The sequence below is a fragment of the Streptomyces sp. NPDC008317 genome (genome assembly GCF_042955955.1).
GTDB lineage: Bacteria > Actinomycetota > Actinomycetes > Streptomycetales > Streptomycetaceae > Actinacidiphila.
On record NZ_JBIBFQ010000003.1, the window covers coordinates 729,870 to 745,667 of the forward strand.

The window sequence follows — 15,798 nt, forward strand, 5'->3', positions numbered from 1 at the left end:
CAGGCGCTGCTCAGCGCCGGGGGGCGCGTACCGGGTCTTCTGGCGGGCGGGCGAGGGCCGCGGCGGCGAGGGTGCGGCGGCAGACCTTGCCGGTGGCCCCGAGCGGCAACCGGTCCAGGTGCAGCACGAGTTCGGGCAGCTTGCGCCGGGCCAGACCGCGCTCGCCGGTCAGATACGCGGACAGCGCCGCGACGGTCAACGGCTCCGTGCCCGGGCGCTGGACCAGGAAGGCGCACAGCCGCTCGCCGAGATCCGGGTCGGGGACGGGTACGCAGGCGGCCTCGGCGACGTGCGGGTGGGTGTGCAGCTCCTCCTCGACCTCGGCGGGGCTGATCGTCCAGCCGCCGCGGATCACGGTCTGCCTGATCCGGTCCAGGACGCGCAGCGAACCGTCGGCGTCGAAGACCCCGAGGTCACCGGTCCTGATCCAGCCGTCGTCGGTGCGGTAGCGCAGGTCGAGGTCGGGCGCGCCGACGTAGGCCAGCGGGCTCATCGGGCCGCGGGCCTGGATCTCGCCGCTGTGCCCCGCGGGCAGCGGCCGGTCGTCGGCGCCGCAGACGCGCAGGTCGGTGACGCGCGGGTCCGGGTGTCCGACGCGGCGGACGTCGCCGTCAGAACCGGTCCAGGTGATACGGCAGTTCACGCCGTCGCTCGACCCGTAGACGTTGGTGACCGGGCGGCCGAAGCGGCGCAGCGCGGCGGCGAGGACGGTGGAGGTGAGCGGGGCGCCGCTGGAGACGACGGCCCGCAGCGAGCCCAGGTCCTCGCCGGGCACGGTGGGGTGGTCGGCGATCCGGCCCAGCATGGTGGGTACGGCGACGACGTGGGTGGGCCGCCAGTCGGTGACGGCGCGCAGGGCGGCGCCGGGGTCGAAGCGGTCCAGCAGGTGGAGGGTCGCGCCGCAGCGGGCGAGGGCGACCAGTCCGAAGGAGCCGAAGGAGGAGGCGAGCGGGACGAGGACGAGCGCGGCCGGGCCGCCGTCCTCGGCGCTTTCGCCGGTGCCGGGGTCGCCGCCTGGCGTGTCCTGGCCGGTGCGGGTGGCCGTGTCGTGTCCGGCGCCGCCGCCGCGCAGCACCGCGTCCACGTAACTGCCGCGTCCGCCGAGCAGCGCGTTGTGGCTGTAGGCGGTCATCTTGGGCGCGGCCTCGGAGCCCGAGGAGACCAGGACGCGGGCCGGGTCCTCGGGGTCCACGACGGCGGGGACGCATCCGTCGGGGTCGCCGTAGAGGAGTTCCCCGACCGTGGTGAGGCGTTCCAGGTACGGGAGGGGGCCGTGCCGGTGGTCCAGTGGGGTGTCGCTCACCATGTAGCGGGCGCGGGACAGCTCCAGCAGGGCGTGGCTCTCGCGGGTGCCCTGCCCCGTGGGCCAGGGAAGGGCGACCGCGCCGACGGCGGCGACGGCGAGGTCTGTGGCCAGCGCGGGCCAGCCGCCGTTCAGCCGGATGCCGACCACATCGCCGGGGCCCGCGCCGAGCGCGCCCAGCGCCGACGCCATCCCGCGTACCCGCAGGTCGAGTTCGCGGTAGGTCAGCGCGAGGCCGGGAGTGCGTACGGCTGTCCGGTCGCCGTGGTCGCGTACGTGCTCGGCGAAGGCCGCGTACAGCCCCGTGTCGGGACACTCCTCGCGCCGGGCCCAGCGCCGCCGCAGCGGGGCCGGGACCGTGTCGCGCAGCACGAGGCCGTTGCGGGACCGCCAGGTGCGTCCGGCCGCCGCCCGTACGGGAGGTGTCGCGTCGGTCGGCGTCTCCACCGGAGTGGTCATCGGTGGAACTCCCAGGGGTTTGCGGCCCGCGTGCACAGGTCGCGGTCGAGGGCGGGCGCGAGGCGGGGGTCCGCCGCGAGGTCGGTCAGGTCGGCGCGGTCGGGGACCGTCGTCCGCGCGGGAGCCGAGCGGAACCGCGGCCCGCACAGCAGCCGGGCGGCGGACAGCAGCGAGGAGGTGACGGCCTGTCCGCGCCCGGTCCGCCGGGCCGCGAGCAGACCCGCGACGGCGCCTTCCGCGCAGATCACGCCGCCGAGCACGTCGGTGAGGGTGAGCAGGGACGGTGTCGGCGGCAGTCCCGGCGGGGTGACCAGGGCGGCGAGGCCCGTCCACGCCTGTACGGGGAAGTCGGTGCCGACGGGAGGCCGGGAGCCGCGCGCGTCGCCCCAGCCGGAGGCGGCGGCGTGCACCAGGCCGGGGCGGTGGGCGGTCAGGGTGTCGGCGTCGAGCCCGGACCGCCGGTCCTTGCCGGGGGCCAGGCTGTGCAGGAACACCTCGGCCCCCGCGAGGAGTTCGCGGACCGCGGCGCGCCCGGACGCGGTGGTGAGATCCGCCTCCACCGTCTCCTTGCCGTCGTTCAGGGCCGTGAAGCGGGCCGATGTGCCGCCCGCCATGGGCGGCATGCCCCGCATCGGGTCGCCGCCCGGCGGCTCGACGCGGACGACGCGCGCGCCGAGCAGCCGCAGCAGGTGCCCGGCGAGCGGGCCCTGGACGCGGCGGCACACCTCGACGACGGTCACCCCGTCCAGCGGCGCCCCGGTGCCGGGCGCGGCCTGCGGCGCGGCCGGCGGGCCGGTGGGGCGCAGCCGCCAGGGCCGCTCGTCGCCGTCCGCCCACGGGGGCGGCCCCGCGGCGACCGGGGTCAGATCCACGCCGATCGCGTCGGCGAGGCGGCCGAGTTCGGGGAAGGGCAGCCGGGCGACGGCCTCGTGGAGGGCGGGCGGGAGCGGGCAGACCGCGGTGGCGTACCGCTGCTGGAAGGGGAGCCAGCCGCGTGCGGCGTCCGCGCGGTCCACGCCGAGCGCGGACCAGAAGCCGCGCCACGCCTCGGGGTCCAGGGTCTCCAGTTCGAACCGGACGCCGTCGGCGGCGGCGAAGGGCGGGCCGCCGGGGGCGTGGCGTTCCGGCCAGTCGTCGGCCGCGGTCGCGGCGGCCAGGTACTGGCCGACCGAGAGCAGCGCCGCCTGGGCGACCGAGGTGGTGACGCGGATCTCGCCGCCGTCGTCGGCGGGCCCGGCGGCCAGCGCGGCGAGGGTGCCGGTGGCGGCGAGCGCGCCCGCGACGCAGGAGGCGTAGTCGACGCCGAGCGGGGTCGGTGCACCGTAGCGGCGGCCGTGCACCTGCGTCAGACCGCACGCGGCCTGTACGTCGGCCTCGCTGGTCAGCGGGAGGTCCACGGGCCCGGCCCAGCTCACCTCGCAGCGCGCGCGGACCCGGCCGTAGTGCGCGGTGAACGCTCCCGACCTGCCGTGCTCGGTACCGCAGCCGAGCGCCCGCAGGTGGGCGACGGCGAGCCGGACGGCCGTGGCGGGCGCGCCGCCGCGCGCGGAAACCGGCGCCGTGCCGATACGCGGCGCCGCGGTGGTACGGGGGCCGGCCGTGGTGGCCGTCACTCCGGTCGCCTCGCCTGTACGCAGTACAGGACGCAGGAGGCGGCGCGGAAGTCCGGGTGGCGCATCGCGTCGCGCGCCGCGAGCAGTTCGTCCTCCGTCATCCCGTGCTCCAGGAGCGCGTCCCGCAGGTGGTAGGTGTGGTGCAGTTGCAGCCGCAGGCCCGGGGAGTCCGCCGTCCAGGGCACGAGGTGCGGTACGGGTTCGATGTCGGTGAATCCGGCGGCCCGCAGGTCGGCGGCGCAGGTGCGGCCCCACGCGGGGTCGGCCCCCGCGGCCCGCAGCACGCGGCCCTTGGCGGCCCGGAACGCCTCGTAGCCCGCGCGGGTGCGCTCGTCGGGGGCGAGGAGCACCGGCGCGTAGTCGATGTCGAACTCCTCCAACTGGAGGTGCCCGCCGGGCCGCAGGGCGCCCAGCAGCCGGCCGAGCACGGCCCGCCGCTGGGGCAGGTGGGTGAGCACCAGGCGGGAGTGGACGAGGTCGAAGGCCGCGTCGGGGAGCGGGTCGCGCACGATGTCGTGGCGGCGCTGTTCGAGACCGGGGCGGGCGGGGATGTGCTCGGGCTTGATGTCGGTGGCCAGCACGCTGCCGCCGGGCGCGGTGCGGTCGGCCAGCCACAGGGCGACGCTGCCGCCGCCCGCTCCCGCCTCCAGGCAGTCCCAGCCGGGGCCGACGCCGGTCTCCGCCAGCCGCGCGGTGGTGATCGCGTCGTGCGCGGCGGCCAGGCAGCGGTGCTGCTCGGTGGCGTACGGGCTGTCGTTGTCGAAGGCGTAGTCGCCTTCGGGGCGGTCGGCCGTCGCCGCCGTGGCGGTGGTCGTGCCGGGACTCGCGGCTAGCATGGACTCTCCGGTGCGTGGGCGGGGTGGCGGTGGGCCGCCGTCCGGACGGCGGCCCACCGGAAAGGACTTCAGATCCCTCAGGCGTCCCAGCTCACGGTGTAGACCGCGAGCGCGGTGTTGGTGAAGTGGGCCGCGCCGGTGAGGCCCTTGTAGGCGCCCGTGCCGCCGACGACGACGCCGTCGAAGGACTTCGGGTAGGTCGCGGTGAGCGGGTTCTGGATCGGGAAGACCACCGAGAGGGCGACCTGGTCACCGCCGTTGAAGACGATGTTCGCGTGGCAGAACGCGGTCACCTCCTTGGCGGAGATGGCGTCCTTGTCGCACATGTCGTAGGCGGTGCCGACCGGCTTCCCGGAGGAGTCCTTGACCGTGGCGCTGCCGCCGAAGCCCGCGCCCACGGTGCTGGCGGCGGCGCCCGCGCTGTTGTTGCCGCTGAAGTCCAGCGTCAGCGACGGCGGGGTGGCGCGTACCTGCGTGGCGGTCGCGGTGGCGGTGGCGGAGGAACCGGCCACCAGGGCGAGGGCTGCGGCGCCGGTGGCGGTGGCTGCGACAGCGGCACGCTTCGCCGTGACAAAACGGGTCATGAACTCTCCTCGAACGGTCCGGACCGAATGTCCGGGTTCGCACGAAGTGGACCATATCGGAAGAAGGTTCGCATATGACTACGGGATGTGCCGCCGTCGCCGTGTCGCGGGGAGCCCGATGGCCCGATCGTGGCCCGGCCCGCTGCTCGTCGGCGCCGGACGCGGGTCGTCACCGGCCGCTCCCGGCTCCCCCGAAGGCCGGACCAGCGCCGACAGGGTGAAGAATTCACCCTCATGACCGCCGCCCGGCCGCCACACGCACGGGCCGGCCGGGGACTGGTTCAAGATCGCGGTGAGCGGGCCCCGGGGCGCCTTCCCGGACCGCCCGTCGCGCAGCGCCCACCGTCCCCGGGGAGTCTCGGTCATGTCCTTCGATCTGCTGGTGGTGGGCCTGGGATACGTGGGTCTTCCCCTCGCCCGCGCCGCCGCCGACGCCGGGCTCGCGGTGGCCGGATACGACATCGCGCCGTCGACCGTCGCCGCGCTGCGCGGCGGGCGGTCTCCGGTCCGTGACGTCACCGACGCGGACGTGACCCGGATGCTCGCCGCCGGTTTCGCCGTCGACACCGACCCCGCGCCGCTCGCGCGGGCCCAGGCCGTCGCGATCTGCGTCCCCACCGGTCTGACCCGCGAAGGAGGCCCCGACCTCGGCCCGCTCACCGCCGCCTGTCGTACGGTCGCCGCGCATCTGCGGCCGGGAACGCTGGTCGTCGTCGAATCGACCTCGTTCCCCGGCACCACCGAGGAGTTGGCCAGACCGCTGCTGGAGGCGTCGGGGCTGGTTGCGGGGAGGGACTTCCACCTCGGCTACTCCCCCGAACGCGTCGATCCGGCCAACCAGTTCTTCGGCATCGGCAACACGCCCAAGGTGGTCTCCGGGGTGACGCAGGTGTGCGCCAAGCAGTGCGCGGCGCTGTACGAGCGTTTCGTGGACCGGGTGATCGTGGCCCGCGGCACGCGCGAGGCGGAGCTGGCGAAGCTGCTGGAGAACACCTACCGCAGCGTCAACATCGCCCTGGTCAACGAATTCGCCCGCTACTGCCACGACGTGGGCGCGGACGTGTGGGACGTGGTGGCGTGCGCGGCGACGAAGCCCTTCGGCTTCCAGTCGTTCCGCCCCGGCCCCGGCGTCGGCGGGCACTGCATCCCGGTCGACCCGGTCTACCTGCTGCAAGGCGCGCCCGCCGACGCGTTCCAGGTCGTACGGGCCGCCCTGCGCGCGAACCGCGTCATGCCCGGCCATGTCGTCGCGCGCGCCTCGCGGTTGCTCCAGGACCGCGGGGTGCCACTGCCCGGTGCCCGCGTCGCGCTGCTCGGTGCCGCGTACAAGCCCGACACCGACGACCTGCGCGAGTCGCCCGCGCTCGAGGTGGCGAGCGGGCTGCTCGACCTCGGCGCGCGGGTCGGCTGGCACGACCCGCACGCGGCGGACCTGCCGCTGGCGGACCCCCGGCTGCGGCGGTACGACGACGCGCTGTCGGCCGCGGCCGAGGCGGACCTGGTCGTCCTGCTCCAGGCCCACCGCGCCTACGACCTGGGCGCGATCACCAAGACGGCCCGGCTGCTCTTCGACACGACGGGCCGGCTGTCAGGGGAGCGCGTCGTACGGCTCTAGCGCCTGTCGGCGGACCGCGGGCGTCAGGGGGCCAGGGCGAACTCCCTGACGGCGTCGGCGATGTACTCCACCTGCGCGTCGCTCAGGTGCGGGTAGACGGGCAGGGAGAGGATCCGCTCGCCCGCGCGTTCCGCGGCGGGCCAGCTGTCGCCGGGGGCGGCGAAGCCGGAGAAGGCGGGCTGGCGGGGCAGCGGCAGCGGGTAGTAGACGTGCGAGTCGACACCGCGCTCGGCCAGGTGCGCCTTGAGCGCGTCGCGCCGGTCGCACTGGAGCGTGTAGACGTAATAGCAGCGGCCGTCGCGGCCGGGCGGCGGGGCGAGGACACCGCGCTCGGCGAGGTCGGCGAAGCGCTCGGTGTAGTGACCGGCGATCCGGGCGCGGCGCTCCAGACGGGCGGCCAGCCCCGGCAGGCGGTGGAGCTGGAAGGCGGCGAGCACCTCGTCGAACCGGCTGTTCCAGCCGATCCGGTGGTGGACGAAGCGGTGGACGCCGTCCTGCCCGTGGTTGCGCAGCATCCGTACCGTACGGCCGAGTTCCGCGTCGCGGGTGACGACCGCGCCGCCCTCCCCCGCCGTGCCGAAGGTCTTCACCTGGACGAAGGAGTAGACCCCCGCCTCGCCCGCCAGCCCCGCGGGAACCCCGCCCTGGACGCCGCCCTGCGCGACGGCGGAGTCCTCGACCAGCCGCAGCCCGCGGTCCCGCGCGAGCGCGGTCAGGCGCGGCATGTCCGCCATCACCGAGAACAGGTGAGCGGGCATCAGGGCCTTGGTGCGCGCGGTGATCCGGCGTTCCATGTCGTCGGGGTCGACCACCATGGTCCACGGGTCGATGTCGGCGAAGACCGGTGTCGCGCCGAGCGCCACGACCGAACCGGCCAGCGGCGCGCATCCGAAGGCCGGGACCACGACCTCGTCGCCCGCGCCGACGTCCATCGCGGCCAGCACCAGGGTCAGCGCGCTGGTGCCGCTGCCGCAGGCGACGACGTCGGCGGCGCCGAGCTGCTCGCGCAGGGCCTGCTCGAAGCGGGCCGTGTGCTCGCCGAGGATGAACTTCTGGGCCGGTCCGGTGCCGGTCTCGCGCACGACGCGCAGCAGGTGCTCGCGGTCGGCCTCGAAGAGGTCGGGGGGGAAGAACGGCAGCCGCGGGCGGTCGCCCCGGGCCGTCGCGGGCGCGGGGGGCGGGGGCACGGTGGTGGGCGTCGGAGGCACGGGAGCGGTCGCGGGCGTCGGCGTGGTCGCGGGCACCGGCGTGGTCGCGGGCGTCGGCGTGGTCGCGGGCGTCATGGGCGGGCTCCGGCTCCGGAGAAGAAGTCCTGGACCAGATCGCAGACCCGGTCCACGGCCTCGGTGGTCAGATCGGGGTAGAGCGGCAGCGCGAGGGTGCGCGCGCAGGCGGCCTCGGCCACGGGGAAGTCGCCCGGCTGGTGGCCGAGTTCGGCGAAGCAGGGCTGGAGGTGCAGCGGGCTCGGGTAGTACGTCTCGGTGCTCACGCCGTGCGCGGCCAGGTGCCCGGCCAGCTCGTCACGGCGCTCGGCCTCGATCAGATAGACGTAGAAGACCGGATCGGCCGTGCCGCCGCGGGCCACGACCGTCGGCAGCCGCAGGATTCCCGGCGTTCCGGCCAGCCGCCGGCTGTACGCGTCGGCCAGCGCTTCCCTGCGGGCGATGTCCGCGTCCAGCCGGGTGAGCTTCGCGAGCAGTACGGACGCCTGCACGTCGTCCATCTTGCTGTTGCAGCCCGGCAGCGAACTGCTGGTGTTGATGGTGGTGAAGTCCGCGATGGTGCGCCCGAACCGGCCGTGGTGGCGCAGCGCGTCCACGGTACGGGCGATCTCGTCGTCGTCGGTGAGCACCGCCCCCGCGTCCCCGATCGCGCCCAGGGTCTTGGTCGGGAAGAACGACAGCACCCCTCCGGCGCCGAACAGCCCCGCGTGGACGCCCTCGCGGCGCATGCCGATCGCCTCGGCGCTGTCCTCGACCACGGTGAGCCCGTGCCGCCCGGCCAGTTCGCCGAGCCGTTCCACGTCCGCGAGCTGGCAGAAGAGGTGGACCGGCATCAGGAAGCGGCAGCGCGGGGTGAGCACGCGCTCCACCGAGGCGGGGTCGAGGGCGTACGTGACCGGGTCGATGTCCGCGAACACCGGCCGCCCGCCCGCCAGGACGACCGAGGAGGCGGAGGCCACGAAGCTGAAGGCCGGGACGACGACCTCGTCCCCCGGCCGCAGACCGGCCGCGCGCAGCAGCAGGACCAGGGCGTCGGTGCCGCTGTTGACCCCGATGACGTGCCGGGCGCCGGTGTAGGCGGCGAGCGCCCGTTCCAGCTCCGCCACCTTGGTGCCGTGGGAGAACTTCCCGTCCTCGAACATCTCCGACAGGTGCCGCTCGATCCGCGGCCAGAGGGCGGAGAAGGACTCGGCCTGGGTGAAGAACGGCACGTCGGCGGGGGCCGGTTCGCGCGGCTCGACGGTGTGCTGGAGGTCCATCTCCGCCTCTCTGCTGCCCGGATACGCCGGGTACGCCGAATGCGCTGGTCCATCCGGACGCGGTCGCTCATCCGGACGCTGTCGCTCGTCCGGACGCGGCGGTTCGCCCGGTCGTGCCGGACGAACCGGGCGTCCCGGACGCGCTGGAGGCCGACGCTATGCCAGGCCCTCGGCCGGACCGGGGTCGGCGGCGCGGCCGACGGGGGGATTCACACAAAAGGGCGCTATCGGCGCGTTTGTTTGACTTCGCCCGGTTCGGGCGAGCAGGCTGACCGACGTCGTCGCGCCCTGCCCTCTTTTTTCCGCAACTCCCCCCGGCGCCCGGCGCTTTCCCCCCGCTGTCCCGTACCGCCCTGTTCCGCTTCGTTTCCCCCGCCCCCACCGAAGTCGACGGAAGGCTGACGCAGGAGATGCCGCTGCGCACGATGGTCCTCGGCCTCGGCCGCGCGGGGGCGGGTCTGCACCTGCCGGTCCTCGCCAAGGCGCGGGACCTGCGGCCCCGGCTCTTCGCACCGGAGCCGGTGATCGCCTTCGACCGCGACCCGGCCGAACGGGCCAGGGCCGCGGGCGACACCAGTCTGAGCGTCGTGGACTCGCTCGCGCGGGCGCGGGAGTCGCTGGACCCGGAGCACACGGTCGTGCACATCTGCACCCCGCCGCTCGCCCGCGCCGAGGTCGTGGCCGAACTGCTCCGACTCGGCTTCCGCAGGCTGCTGTTGGAGAAGCCGCTCGCGGCGGGGCCGCGCGATCTCGCGCGGCTGGTGGAGCTGGTGGGGCGGCCCGGCGTCCAAGCCACCGTCGTGGCGCCCTGGTTGGCGAGCACGCTCACCGACCGGCTGATCGCCCTCGTGGAGGAGCGGCCCGGTCTCGGCGCGCTGCGGCAGATCTCGGTCGTGCAGGACAAGCCGCGCTTCCAGCGCACGCTCGCCACCTCGGGGCACCCCACGGCGTTCGACATCGAGATCCCGCACGCGCTCGGCGTCCTGCTGCGACTGGCCGGGGACGCCGAAGTGGTCGGCGCCTCGTGCACCGACCTGGACGTGGACGGACGGCGGCTGCCCCGGCTCGGCGGCGCCGAGGTGCGCCTGGCCCACCGCGACGGCGTGCTCGCCGACATCCGCTCCGACCTCACCTCCCCGGTGCGCGAGCGCCGGATCACGCTCGGATTCGACGGCGGCACCGCCGTCGGCCACTACCCGGCCGACGCCGGCGACCACTACGCCCAACTGCGGCTGACCACACCGGAATGCCCGGCCGGGGACCGCGAGGTGTTCCGCGACGACGCCCTGACCGCGTTCATGCTCCGCGCCTACGCCGACTTCGCCGGGGACGACGGCCCCTGCCCCACGGACTTCGCGCGGCAGGCGCGCGTGGTCGGCCTGCTCACCGACGCCAAGAATCTGGCGGCCCCGCCCGACGCCTCGGGCCCACGAAGGGAGTTGGCCGGTGCCCGCTGAACAGCAGACCGCCGTACAGGCGGACGAGCCGTTGCGCCTCACCGGGATCGGCGACGAGGCCGCGCTCGGCGTGGAGGGCCAGATCGCGGCCGTCAGCGCCTTGGGCTGGCGGTCGGTCGAGCTGCGGACCGTGGACGGCACGCCGGTCGCCGACCTGTCCCCTACCGCCTTCGACCGGGTCGCGGGGACGCTCGCGGACGCCGGGGTGTCGGTCGCCGCGGTGGACGCGAGGATCGGTGGCTGGGCCCGCCCGGTGACCGGTGACTTCGCCGCCGACCTGGCCGAACTCGCGGTCCTGGAACAGCGATGCGCCCGGCTCGGCACCCGCTTCGTCCGCGTGATGTCCTTCCCGAACGACGGGCTCGACGCCGACGCCTGGGAGCGTGAGGCGCTGCGCCGCGTCCGCGAACTCGCCCACCGCGCCGCCGAGTCGGGCCTGACGCTGCTGCACGAGAACTGCTCCGGCTGGGCGGGCGCCGACGCGACCCGTACGGTCCGCCTCCTGGAGACCGCGGGCCCGGGGCTCGCCCTGCTCTTCGACACCGGAAACGGCCCCGCGTACGGCTACGACGGCCACCGGCTGCTGACCGAACTGCTGCCGTACGCCGACCGAATCCTGCACGTCCACGTCAAGGACGCCGTCATCGCCCCCGACGGCCGCCCCGCCTACTGCGAGCCGGGCACCGGCGACCTGCGGATCGCCGACTGTCTGCGCGCCCTGCTGGCCCACGGCTACCGGGGCGCGCTGTCGATCGAACCGCACATCGCCGTACGGCCGCACGAGGACCACCGCGATCCGGAGGAGCGGTGCCACGCCGCCTTCGTCAGGAGCGGGGTGGCGCTGCGGAATCTGCTGGACGCGTGCGCGCGGGTGCCCGGCGGCACCATCGCGCACACCCCGCCGGACGGGGCGGCGCTGCGGGAGCCCGCTCAGTGAGCCCGCTCAGCCCCGCCGACCGCGCCCTGCTGCTCGACCTGCTCGCCCTGCCGACGGCCGGCCCGCTCGAGTGCGGCCCCGACGCGCCCGCACCCGCGCTGTGGGAGGCGCAGCGCCGTTACGCGGAGGCCGCCGCCGAACTCGGTTTCACCGTCCTGCACCACGCGGCCCCGCCGCCCGCCTGCGTCGACCGCGACGACGTACCGCTCCTGGTACGTCAAGCCGCCGCCGAGCGGCCGGAGTTCCTGGCCTGCCAGCCCAGCCTGGTGCTCGCCCTCGGCCCGGCCGGGGCACCGCGCGAGCGTACGGTGATGTTCAACGTCCACCTCGACACCGTCGCGGGCCTCGAACCGGTCTCGTTCGACGGTGACCGCTTCCACGGCAGAGGCGCGATCGACGCGAAGGGCCCGGCCGTCGCGCTGCTGGCCGGACTGCGGCGCGCCCTGCGGGAGCGGCCCGAACTCCCCCGCGACACCCGGATTCTGGTGCAGGCCGTCTCCGGCGAGGAGGGCGGCGCGCTCGGCGCCTTCGGCACCCGTCCGCTCGTGGACGCCGGGCACCACGGACGGCTCAACGTCTTCTGCGAACCCACCGGCGGCCGGGCCCTGACCCGCAGCACCGCGGCCATGACCGCGCGGCTGAGCGTCCGCGGCCGTGACGCGATCGACGACCGGCCCGAGGCGGGGCACAACGCCACCGTCCTGCTCGGCCATCTCGCCCAGCACCTCGCCGCCGCGCTCGACCCGCGACTCGACCCGGCCGACGGGCAGGTGTGCGTGGCGGGCCTGCGCACCGGCGACCTGCACAACCGCGTCTACGGCAGCGGCGACCTGCTGCTCAACCTCTCCTACGGCTCGGCCGCCACCGGACGGCGGCTGGAGCGGCTGCTGGGCGACGCCGTCGCCGAGGGGCTGGAGTCCTTCTGCGCCGCCTTCCGGCACAGCCGGCGGTTCGCCCGCACCGCGGCCGACGCGGCGGACATCCTGCGGCTGGACTGGCTCAAGCGCGGCCTGCCCGCGCTCGACGGCGACCCGTCGTGGCTCGGTCCGCTGCTCGACCGCGCCGAGGTGCCGCGGTGGCCCGCCGCCGAACCCGCCTTCACCTGCGACGCGATCTGGATGTCCGGCGTGCCCGACGCCCACACCGTGGTCCTGGGCCCCGGCAGCCTGGACGCCAACCGCGCCCACGCCGCGGGTGAGTTCGCCGATCTGGCCGACCTGGACGCCTTCGCGGCCACGGTCCCGCGCCTCCTGGCCGCCTTCGACGCGGCCGTGTCGCCTGCCGTGCCCGCGCCCGCCGTACCGCTCGCGCCGTCCGCGCCGCCGTCACTTCCCGCGCCGTCCACGCCACTTGCGCCGTCCACGCCCGTCAGCAGGAGGAACGAGCCCCATGCCGTTGTCGAGCCCGCCGCAGTCGACCCTTCCGGCGCGGGCGCCGGACAGTACCGTGCGCCTCGCGTATGAGGAGTTGCTGACCTTCGTCACCGGCGTCTTCACGCGGTGCGGTCTCGCCGGGGAGCGGGCGGCCACGGCGGCCGAGGCGCTGTGTTACGGCGATCTGGCCGGGATGAGCTCCCATGGCGTGACGAATCTGACCCGGCTGTATCTGCCGCTGTTCGAGGAGCGCCGCGCCGACCCGGCGGCCGAGCCGGACCGTACCGTGGATCTCGGCGCCGCGGTCCGCCTGGACGCCCGGCGCGCGCTCGGCCTGTGGGCCGCGGCCGACGCGATGGACCTGGCCGTCGAGCGCGCGGAGCGCTTCGGCGTCGGCCTGGTCAGCGTCCACAACGCCACCCATCTGGGCTGCGCCGGGTACCACGCGGCGCGCGCGGCGCACCGCGGCATGGTCGGCCTGGTGGCCTCCAACTGCGGCCGTCAGCGCATCGCCCGCCCGCCGGGCGGCCGGGTCACGATGCTCGGCACGAACCCGCTCGCCGTCGCGGCCCCCGCCGGGCCGCGCCACCCGTTCGTGCTCGACATGAGCACCACCGTCGTCCCCACCGGACGCGTGCGCGCCGCCGCCCGCGCGGGCCGGGCGGTGCCCGAGGGCTGGCTGACCGACGAGGCCGGGCTTCCGGTCACCGACCCGGCGGCCTTCGACCGCGGCCAGGCGTACCTCGGCTGGCTCGGCGGCGCACCGGAGACCGGCGCGTACAAGGGCTACGGACTCGGGCTCGCGGTGGAGGTGCTGGCCGGTCTGGTCAGCGGCTCCGGCCTCGGCCCGGCCCCCGAGGCGCTGGACGGGGACGGGCTCCCCTCGGGCCGCGACGACGACATCGGCACTCTGGTCGCCGCCATCGCCCCCGCCATGCTCCGCCCGCGGGAGGACGTCGCCTCGGACGCCGACTCGCTGTTCGGCAGCCTGCTCGCCTGCCCGCCGGTCGACCCCGCCTCCCCCGTCCGCTACCCCGGCTGGACCGAGGGCGCGACGGCCGACGCCCACCGTGCGGACGGTGTGCCGGTCACCGCCGGGCAGTACCGCGAACTCGGCGATGTGGCAGGGCGGTTCGGCCTGACCGCGCCCGTCCCGCTGGACGGGGGCCTTCGCCGATGACCCGGCACTCGATCGCCGTCGTCGGCCTGGGCGTCATCTCCCGCTTCTACCTGGCCGCCCTCGACGCCTCCCCGGCGGCCCGCCTCGCCGCCGTCTGCGACCGCGACCCGGCCGCGCTCGCCGCCAGGGGCGGACAGGACGCGTCCGGGGCCGTACCCGCCTACCGCGACCACCGCGAACTCCTCGCCGCCGGGCCGCCGCTCGACGGCGTGGTGATCACCGTCCCGAACGACGCCCACGCGGCGCTCTGCGCCGACTTCCTGCGCGCGGGCGTACCGGTGTGCGTGGAGAAGCCGCTGGCCCTCACCGGCGCGGAGGGCGCCGAACTGACCGCGCTCGCGCAGGCGTCCGGGGTGCCGCTGTTCACCGCCTTCCACCGGCGCTACAACGCGGCGGTCAGGGCGCTGGCCGCCGGGCTGCCGCGGGACGTGCCGGTCGAGCGGGTCACGGTCCGGTACTTCGAGCGGATCGAGGAGCACATCGGGCGGGACCGCTGGTATCTGGACCCGGCCCGGTGCGGTGGCGGCTGCGTCGCCGACAACGGGCCCAACGCGTTCGACCTGGTACGGCTGTTGCTGGGCGAGGTGACCGTCGAGACCGCCCGGATCGGCTACGACGGGACGGGGCTCGACCGCACCGCGACGATCGGGCTGCGCTCCGTCTCCGGCGCCGCGCGTGCCACGGTCGAGCTGGACTGGTCGTATCCGGGCGAGTTGAAGGACGTGACGGTCACGCTGGCCGACGGGTCCGTGCACCACGCCGACATGCTGGCCGGGCACCAGGGCTTCAAGTCCTCGCTCCGGCACGAGTACGCGGCGATCCTCGCGGACTTCGCCGCCCGGCTCCGCGGTCCGTACCGCGTCGACCACGGCGGTACGGCGGCCCTGGAGCTGGTCGAGGCCGCGTACCGGCGTACGGAGGTGACGGCGTGCTGACCCCGCCTGCGGCGCACGAGCCCGCCACGCACGAGGCCGACGCGCACGAGCCCACCGTTCAAGAACCCACCGCTCAAGAGCCCGCCGTTCAAGAACCCACCGTTCAAGAGCCGACCCCCGAAAGGGCTGCCGCCCCGCACGAGGACGGCCTCAAGCGCACCGTCCACGGCTGTCTGGTCAAGGTCCTGATCCACCGCCGCGACGACCGCGGCATGGCCCTGGAACCCCACGCCAGCCGCTGCGTGCGCGCGGGCGAGGTCCATGAGCTGGTCACCACCGACCACACCGACAGCGCGCCGGGGGCGCGGATCGACCGCGTGGGCTTCCTCGGCTTCGTCGAACTGGACCGCGGCGGCGTCATCGACCGCGGCGACACCGTCCGTATCGGCGGACGGACCGTCGGCACGGTCCTCGGCTTTGACGCCTGCCACTTCCCCAACCACTACAACATCCTCATCCACGCCGACGCCCCGGTGACCGGCGCCGACCTGGAGCTCACCCCCGAGACACCGGTCAGCTTCGAACAGACCCCGTCCCCACACCCCTGAGAGCCACGCCCATGCCGCAGGTCAACCCCACCGCCGCCGCCCCCGACGCCCTCCAGGCGCTCACCGAGCTGACCCGGATCTCCGCCGAGGGCCTGGCTCCCGAGATCGCCGAACTGGTCAGCCTGCACGTCTCACAGATGAACGGCTGCGCCTACTGCACCGCCCTGCACCACGACGCCGCCCTCGCGGCGGGCCACCCTCCGCTCAAGCTCGCCGCTCTCCCCCAGTGGCCCGACTCCCCCGACTTCACGCCCGCCGAGCGCGCCGCCCTCGACCTGGCGCGGCACCTCACCCGCCCCGCCGACGGTGCCGTCCCGGCCGCCGTCCACGCCGAGGTCACCACCCTCCTCGGCCCCGAAGCCACGGCCCGCCTGATCTGGACCGTCGCGGCGACCAACGCCTGGAACCGGATCGGCATCGCCACCGCGACCCGGCCGGCGGAGGCCGAGGAGCCCCGCGCGAACTGACCGCCCGCC

The 15,798-nt window shown here is 75.4% G+C and carries 14 protein-coding genes; 8 read left to right on the forward strand and 6 right to left on the reverse strand.

Annotated features, from left to right (window positions below):
- Positions 1–10: 10 nt before the first annotated feature.
- The 4 genes from ACFY9V_RS12750 to ACFY9V_RS12765 form a co-directional block, all read right to left on the reverse strand.
- A complete protein-coding gene (locus tag ACFY9V_RS12750; RefSeq protein ID WP_391161207.1) occupies positions 11–1,762 on the reverse strand; it encodes an AMP-binding protein in 1,752 nt (583 codons plus the stop codon).
- Positions 1,759–3,375 carry a CoA transferase gene (locus tag ACFY9V_RS12755; RefSeq protein ID WP_391161209.1) on the reverse strand — a complete coding sequence of 539 codons (1,617 nt, stop codon included), beginning with the start codon at positions 3,373–3,375 and terminating at the stop codon, positions 1,759–1,761. Before ACFY9V_RS12755 ends, ACFY9V_RS12750 begins: the two co-directional genes overlap by 4 nt.
- Positions 3,372–4,211 (reverse strand): methyltransferase, encoded by an 840-nt coding sequence (locus ACFY9V_RS12760; RefSeq protein ID WP_391161211.1) that lies wholly within the window; start codon positions 4,209–4,211, stop codon positions 3,372–3,374. Before ACFY9V_RS12760 ends, ACFY9V_RS12755 begins: the two co-directional genes overlap by 4 nt.
- A 77-nt stretch (positions 4,212–4,288) precedes the next feature.
- The gene (locus ACFY9V_RS12765) at positions 4,289–4,795 is read right to left on the reverse strand and encodes a hypothetical protein (RefSeq protein WP_355333292.1); all 507 of its coding nucleotides are present in this window, start codon (positions 4,793–4,795) and stop codon (positions 4,289–4,291) included.
- Positions 4,796–5,159: 364 nt separating this feature from the next.
- On the opposite strand from ACFY9V_RS12765, the gene ACFY9V_RS12770 reads away from it, so the two are divergent.
- Positions 5,160–6,410, forward strand: coding sequence for a nucleotide sugar dehydrogenase (locus ACFY9V_RS12770; protein WP_391161213.1), 1,251 nt, complete (start codon positions 5,160–5,162; stop codon positions 6,408–6,410).
- 23 nt (positions 6,411–6,433) lie between these two features.
- On the opposite strand, the gene ACFY9V_RS12775 is transcribed toward ACFY9V_RS12770, so the two are convergent.
- Positions 6,434–7,693, reverse strand: a complete 1,260-nt coding sequence (locus ACFY9V_RS12775) for a DegT/DnrJ/EryC1/StrS family aminotransferase (RefSeq protein ID WP_391161215.1) — start codon at positions 7,691–7,693, stop codon at positions 6,434–6,436.
- Positions 7,690–8,892, reverse strand: a complete 1,203-nt coding sequence (locus tag ACFY9V_RS12780) for an aminotransferase class I/II-fold pyridoxal phosphate-dependent enzyme (protein ID WP_391048445.1) — start codon at positions 8,890–8,892, stop codon at positions 7,690–7,692. Before ACFY9V_RS12780 ends, ACFY9V_RS12775 begins: the two co-directional genes overlap by 4 nt.
- A gap of 410 nt (positions 8,893–9,302) precedes the next feature.
- Here ACFY9V_RS12780 and ACFY9V_RS12785 point away from each other — a divergent pair, with 410 nt between their 5' ends.
- The 7 genes from ACFY9V_RS12785 to ACFY9V_RS12815 are packed head-to-tail and all read left to right on the forward strand — an operon-like array spanning position 9,303 to position 15,789.
- A complete protein-coding gene (locus tag ACFY9V_RS12785) occupies positions 9,303–10,349 on the forward strand; it encodes a Gfo/Idh/MocA family oxidoreductase (protein ID WP_391161218.1) in 1,047 nt (348 codons plus the stop codon).
- Positions 10,339–11,286, forward strand: a complete 948-nt coding sequence (locus tag ACFY9V_RS12790; protein WP_391161220.1) for a TIM barrel protein — start codon at positions 10,339–10,341, stop codon at positions 11,284–11,286. The genes ACFY9V_RS12785 and ACFY9V_RS12790 overlap by 11 nt, the downstream gene beginning before the upstream one ends.
- Positions 11,283–12,749, forward strand: coding sequence for a M20/M25/M40 family metallo-hydrolase (locus tag ACFY9V_RS12795; protein ID WP_391161222.1), 1,467 nt, complete (start codon positions 11,283–11,285; stop codon positions 12,747–12,749). Before ACFY9V_RS12790 ends, ACFY9V_RS12795 begins: the two co-directional genes overlap by 4 nt.
- A complete protein-coding gene (locus ACFY9V_RS12800) occupies positions 12,733–13,839 on the forward strand; it encodes an Ldh family oxidoreductase (protein ID WP_391161225.1) in 1,107 nt (368 codons plus the stop codon). The genes ACFY9V_RS12795 and ACFY9V_RS12800 overlap by 17 nt, the downstream gene beginning before the upstream one ends.
- A complete protein-coding gene (locus ACFY9V_RS12805; RefSeq protein WP_391161227.1) occupies positions 13,836–14,774 on the forward strand; it encodes a Gfo/Idh/MocA family oxidoreductase in 939 nt (312 codons plus the stop codon). The genes ACFY9V_RS12800 and ACFY9V_RS12805 overlap by 4 nt, the downstream gene beginning before the upstream one ends.
- On the forward strand, positions 14,768–15,322 hold the full coding sequence (locus ACFY9V_RS12810; RefSeq protein ID WP_391161229.1) for a DUF6917 domain-containing protein: 555 nt from the start codon (positions 14,768–14,770) through the stop codon (positions 15,320–15,322). The genes ACFY9V_RS12805 and ACFY9V_RS12810 overlap by 7 nt, the downstream gene beginning before the upstream one ends.
- An 11-nt stretch (positions 15,323–15,333) precedes the next feature.
- Positions 15,334–15,789, forward strand: coding sequence for a carboxymuconolactone decarboxylase family protein (locus ACFY9V_RS12815; protein WP_391161231.1), 456 nt, complete (start codon positions 15,334–15,336; stop codon positions 15,787–15,789).
- The last annotated feature ends 9 nt before the right edge of the window (positions 15,790–15,798 follow it).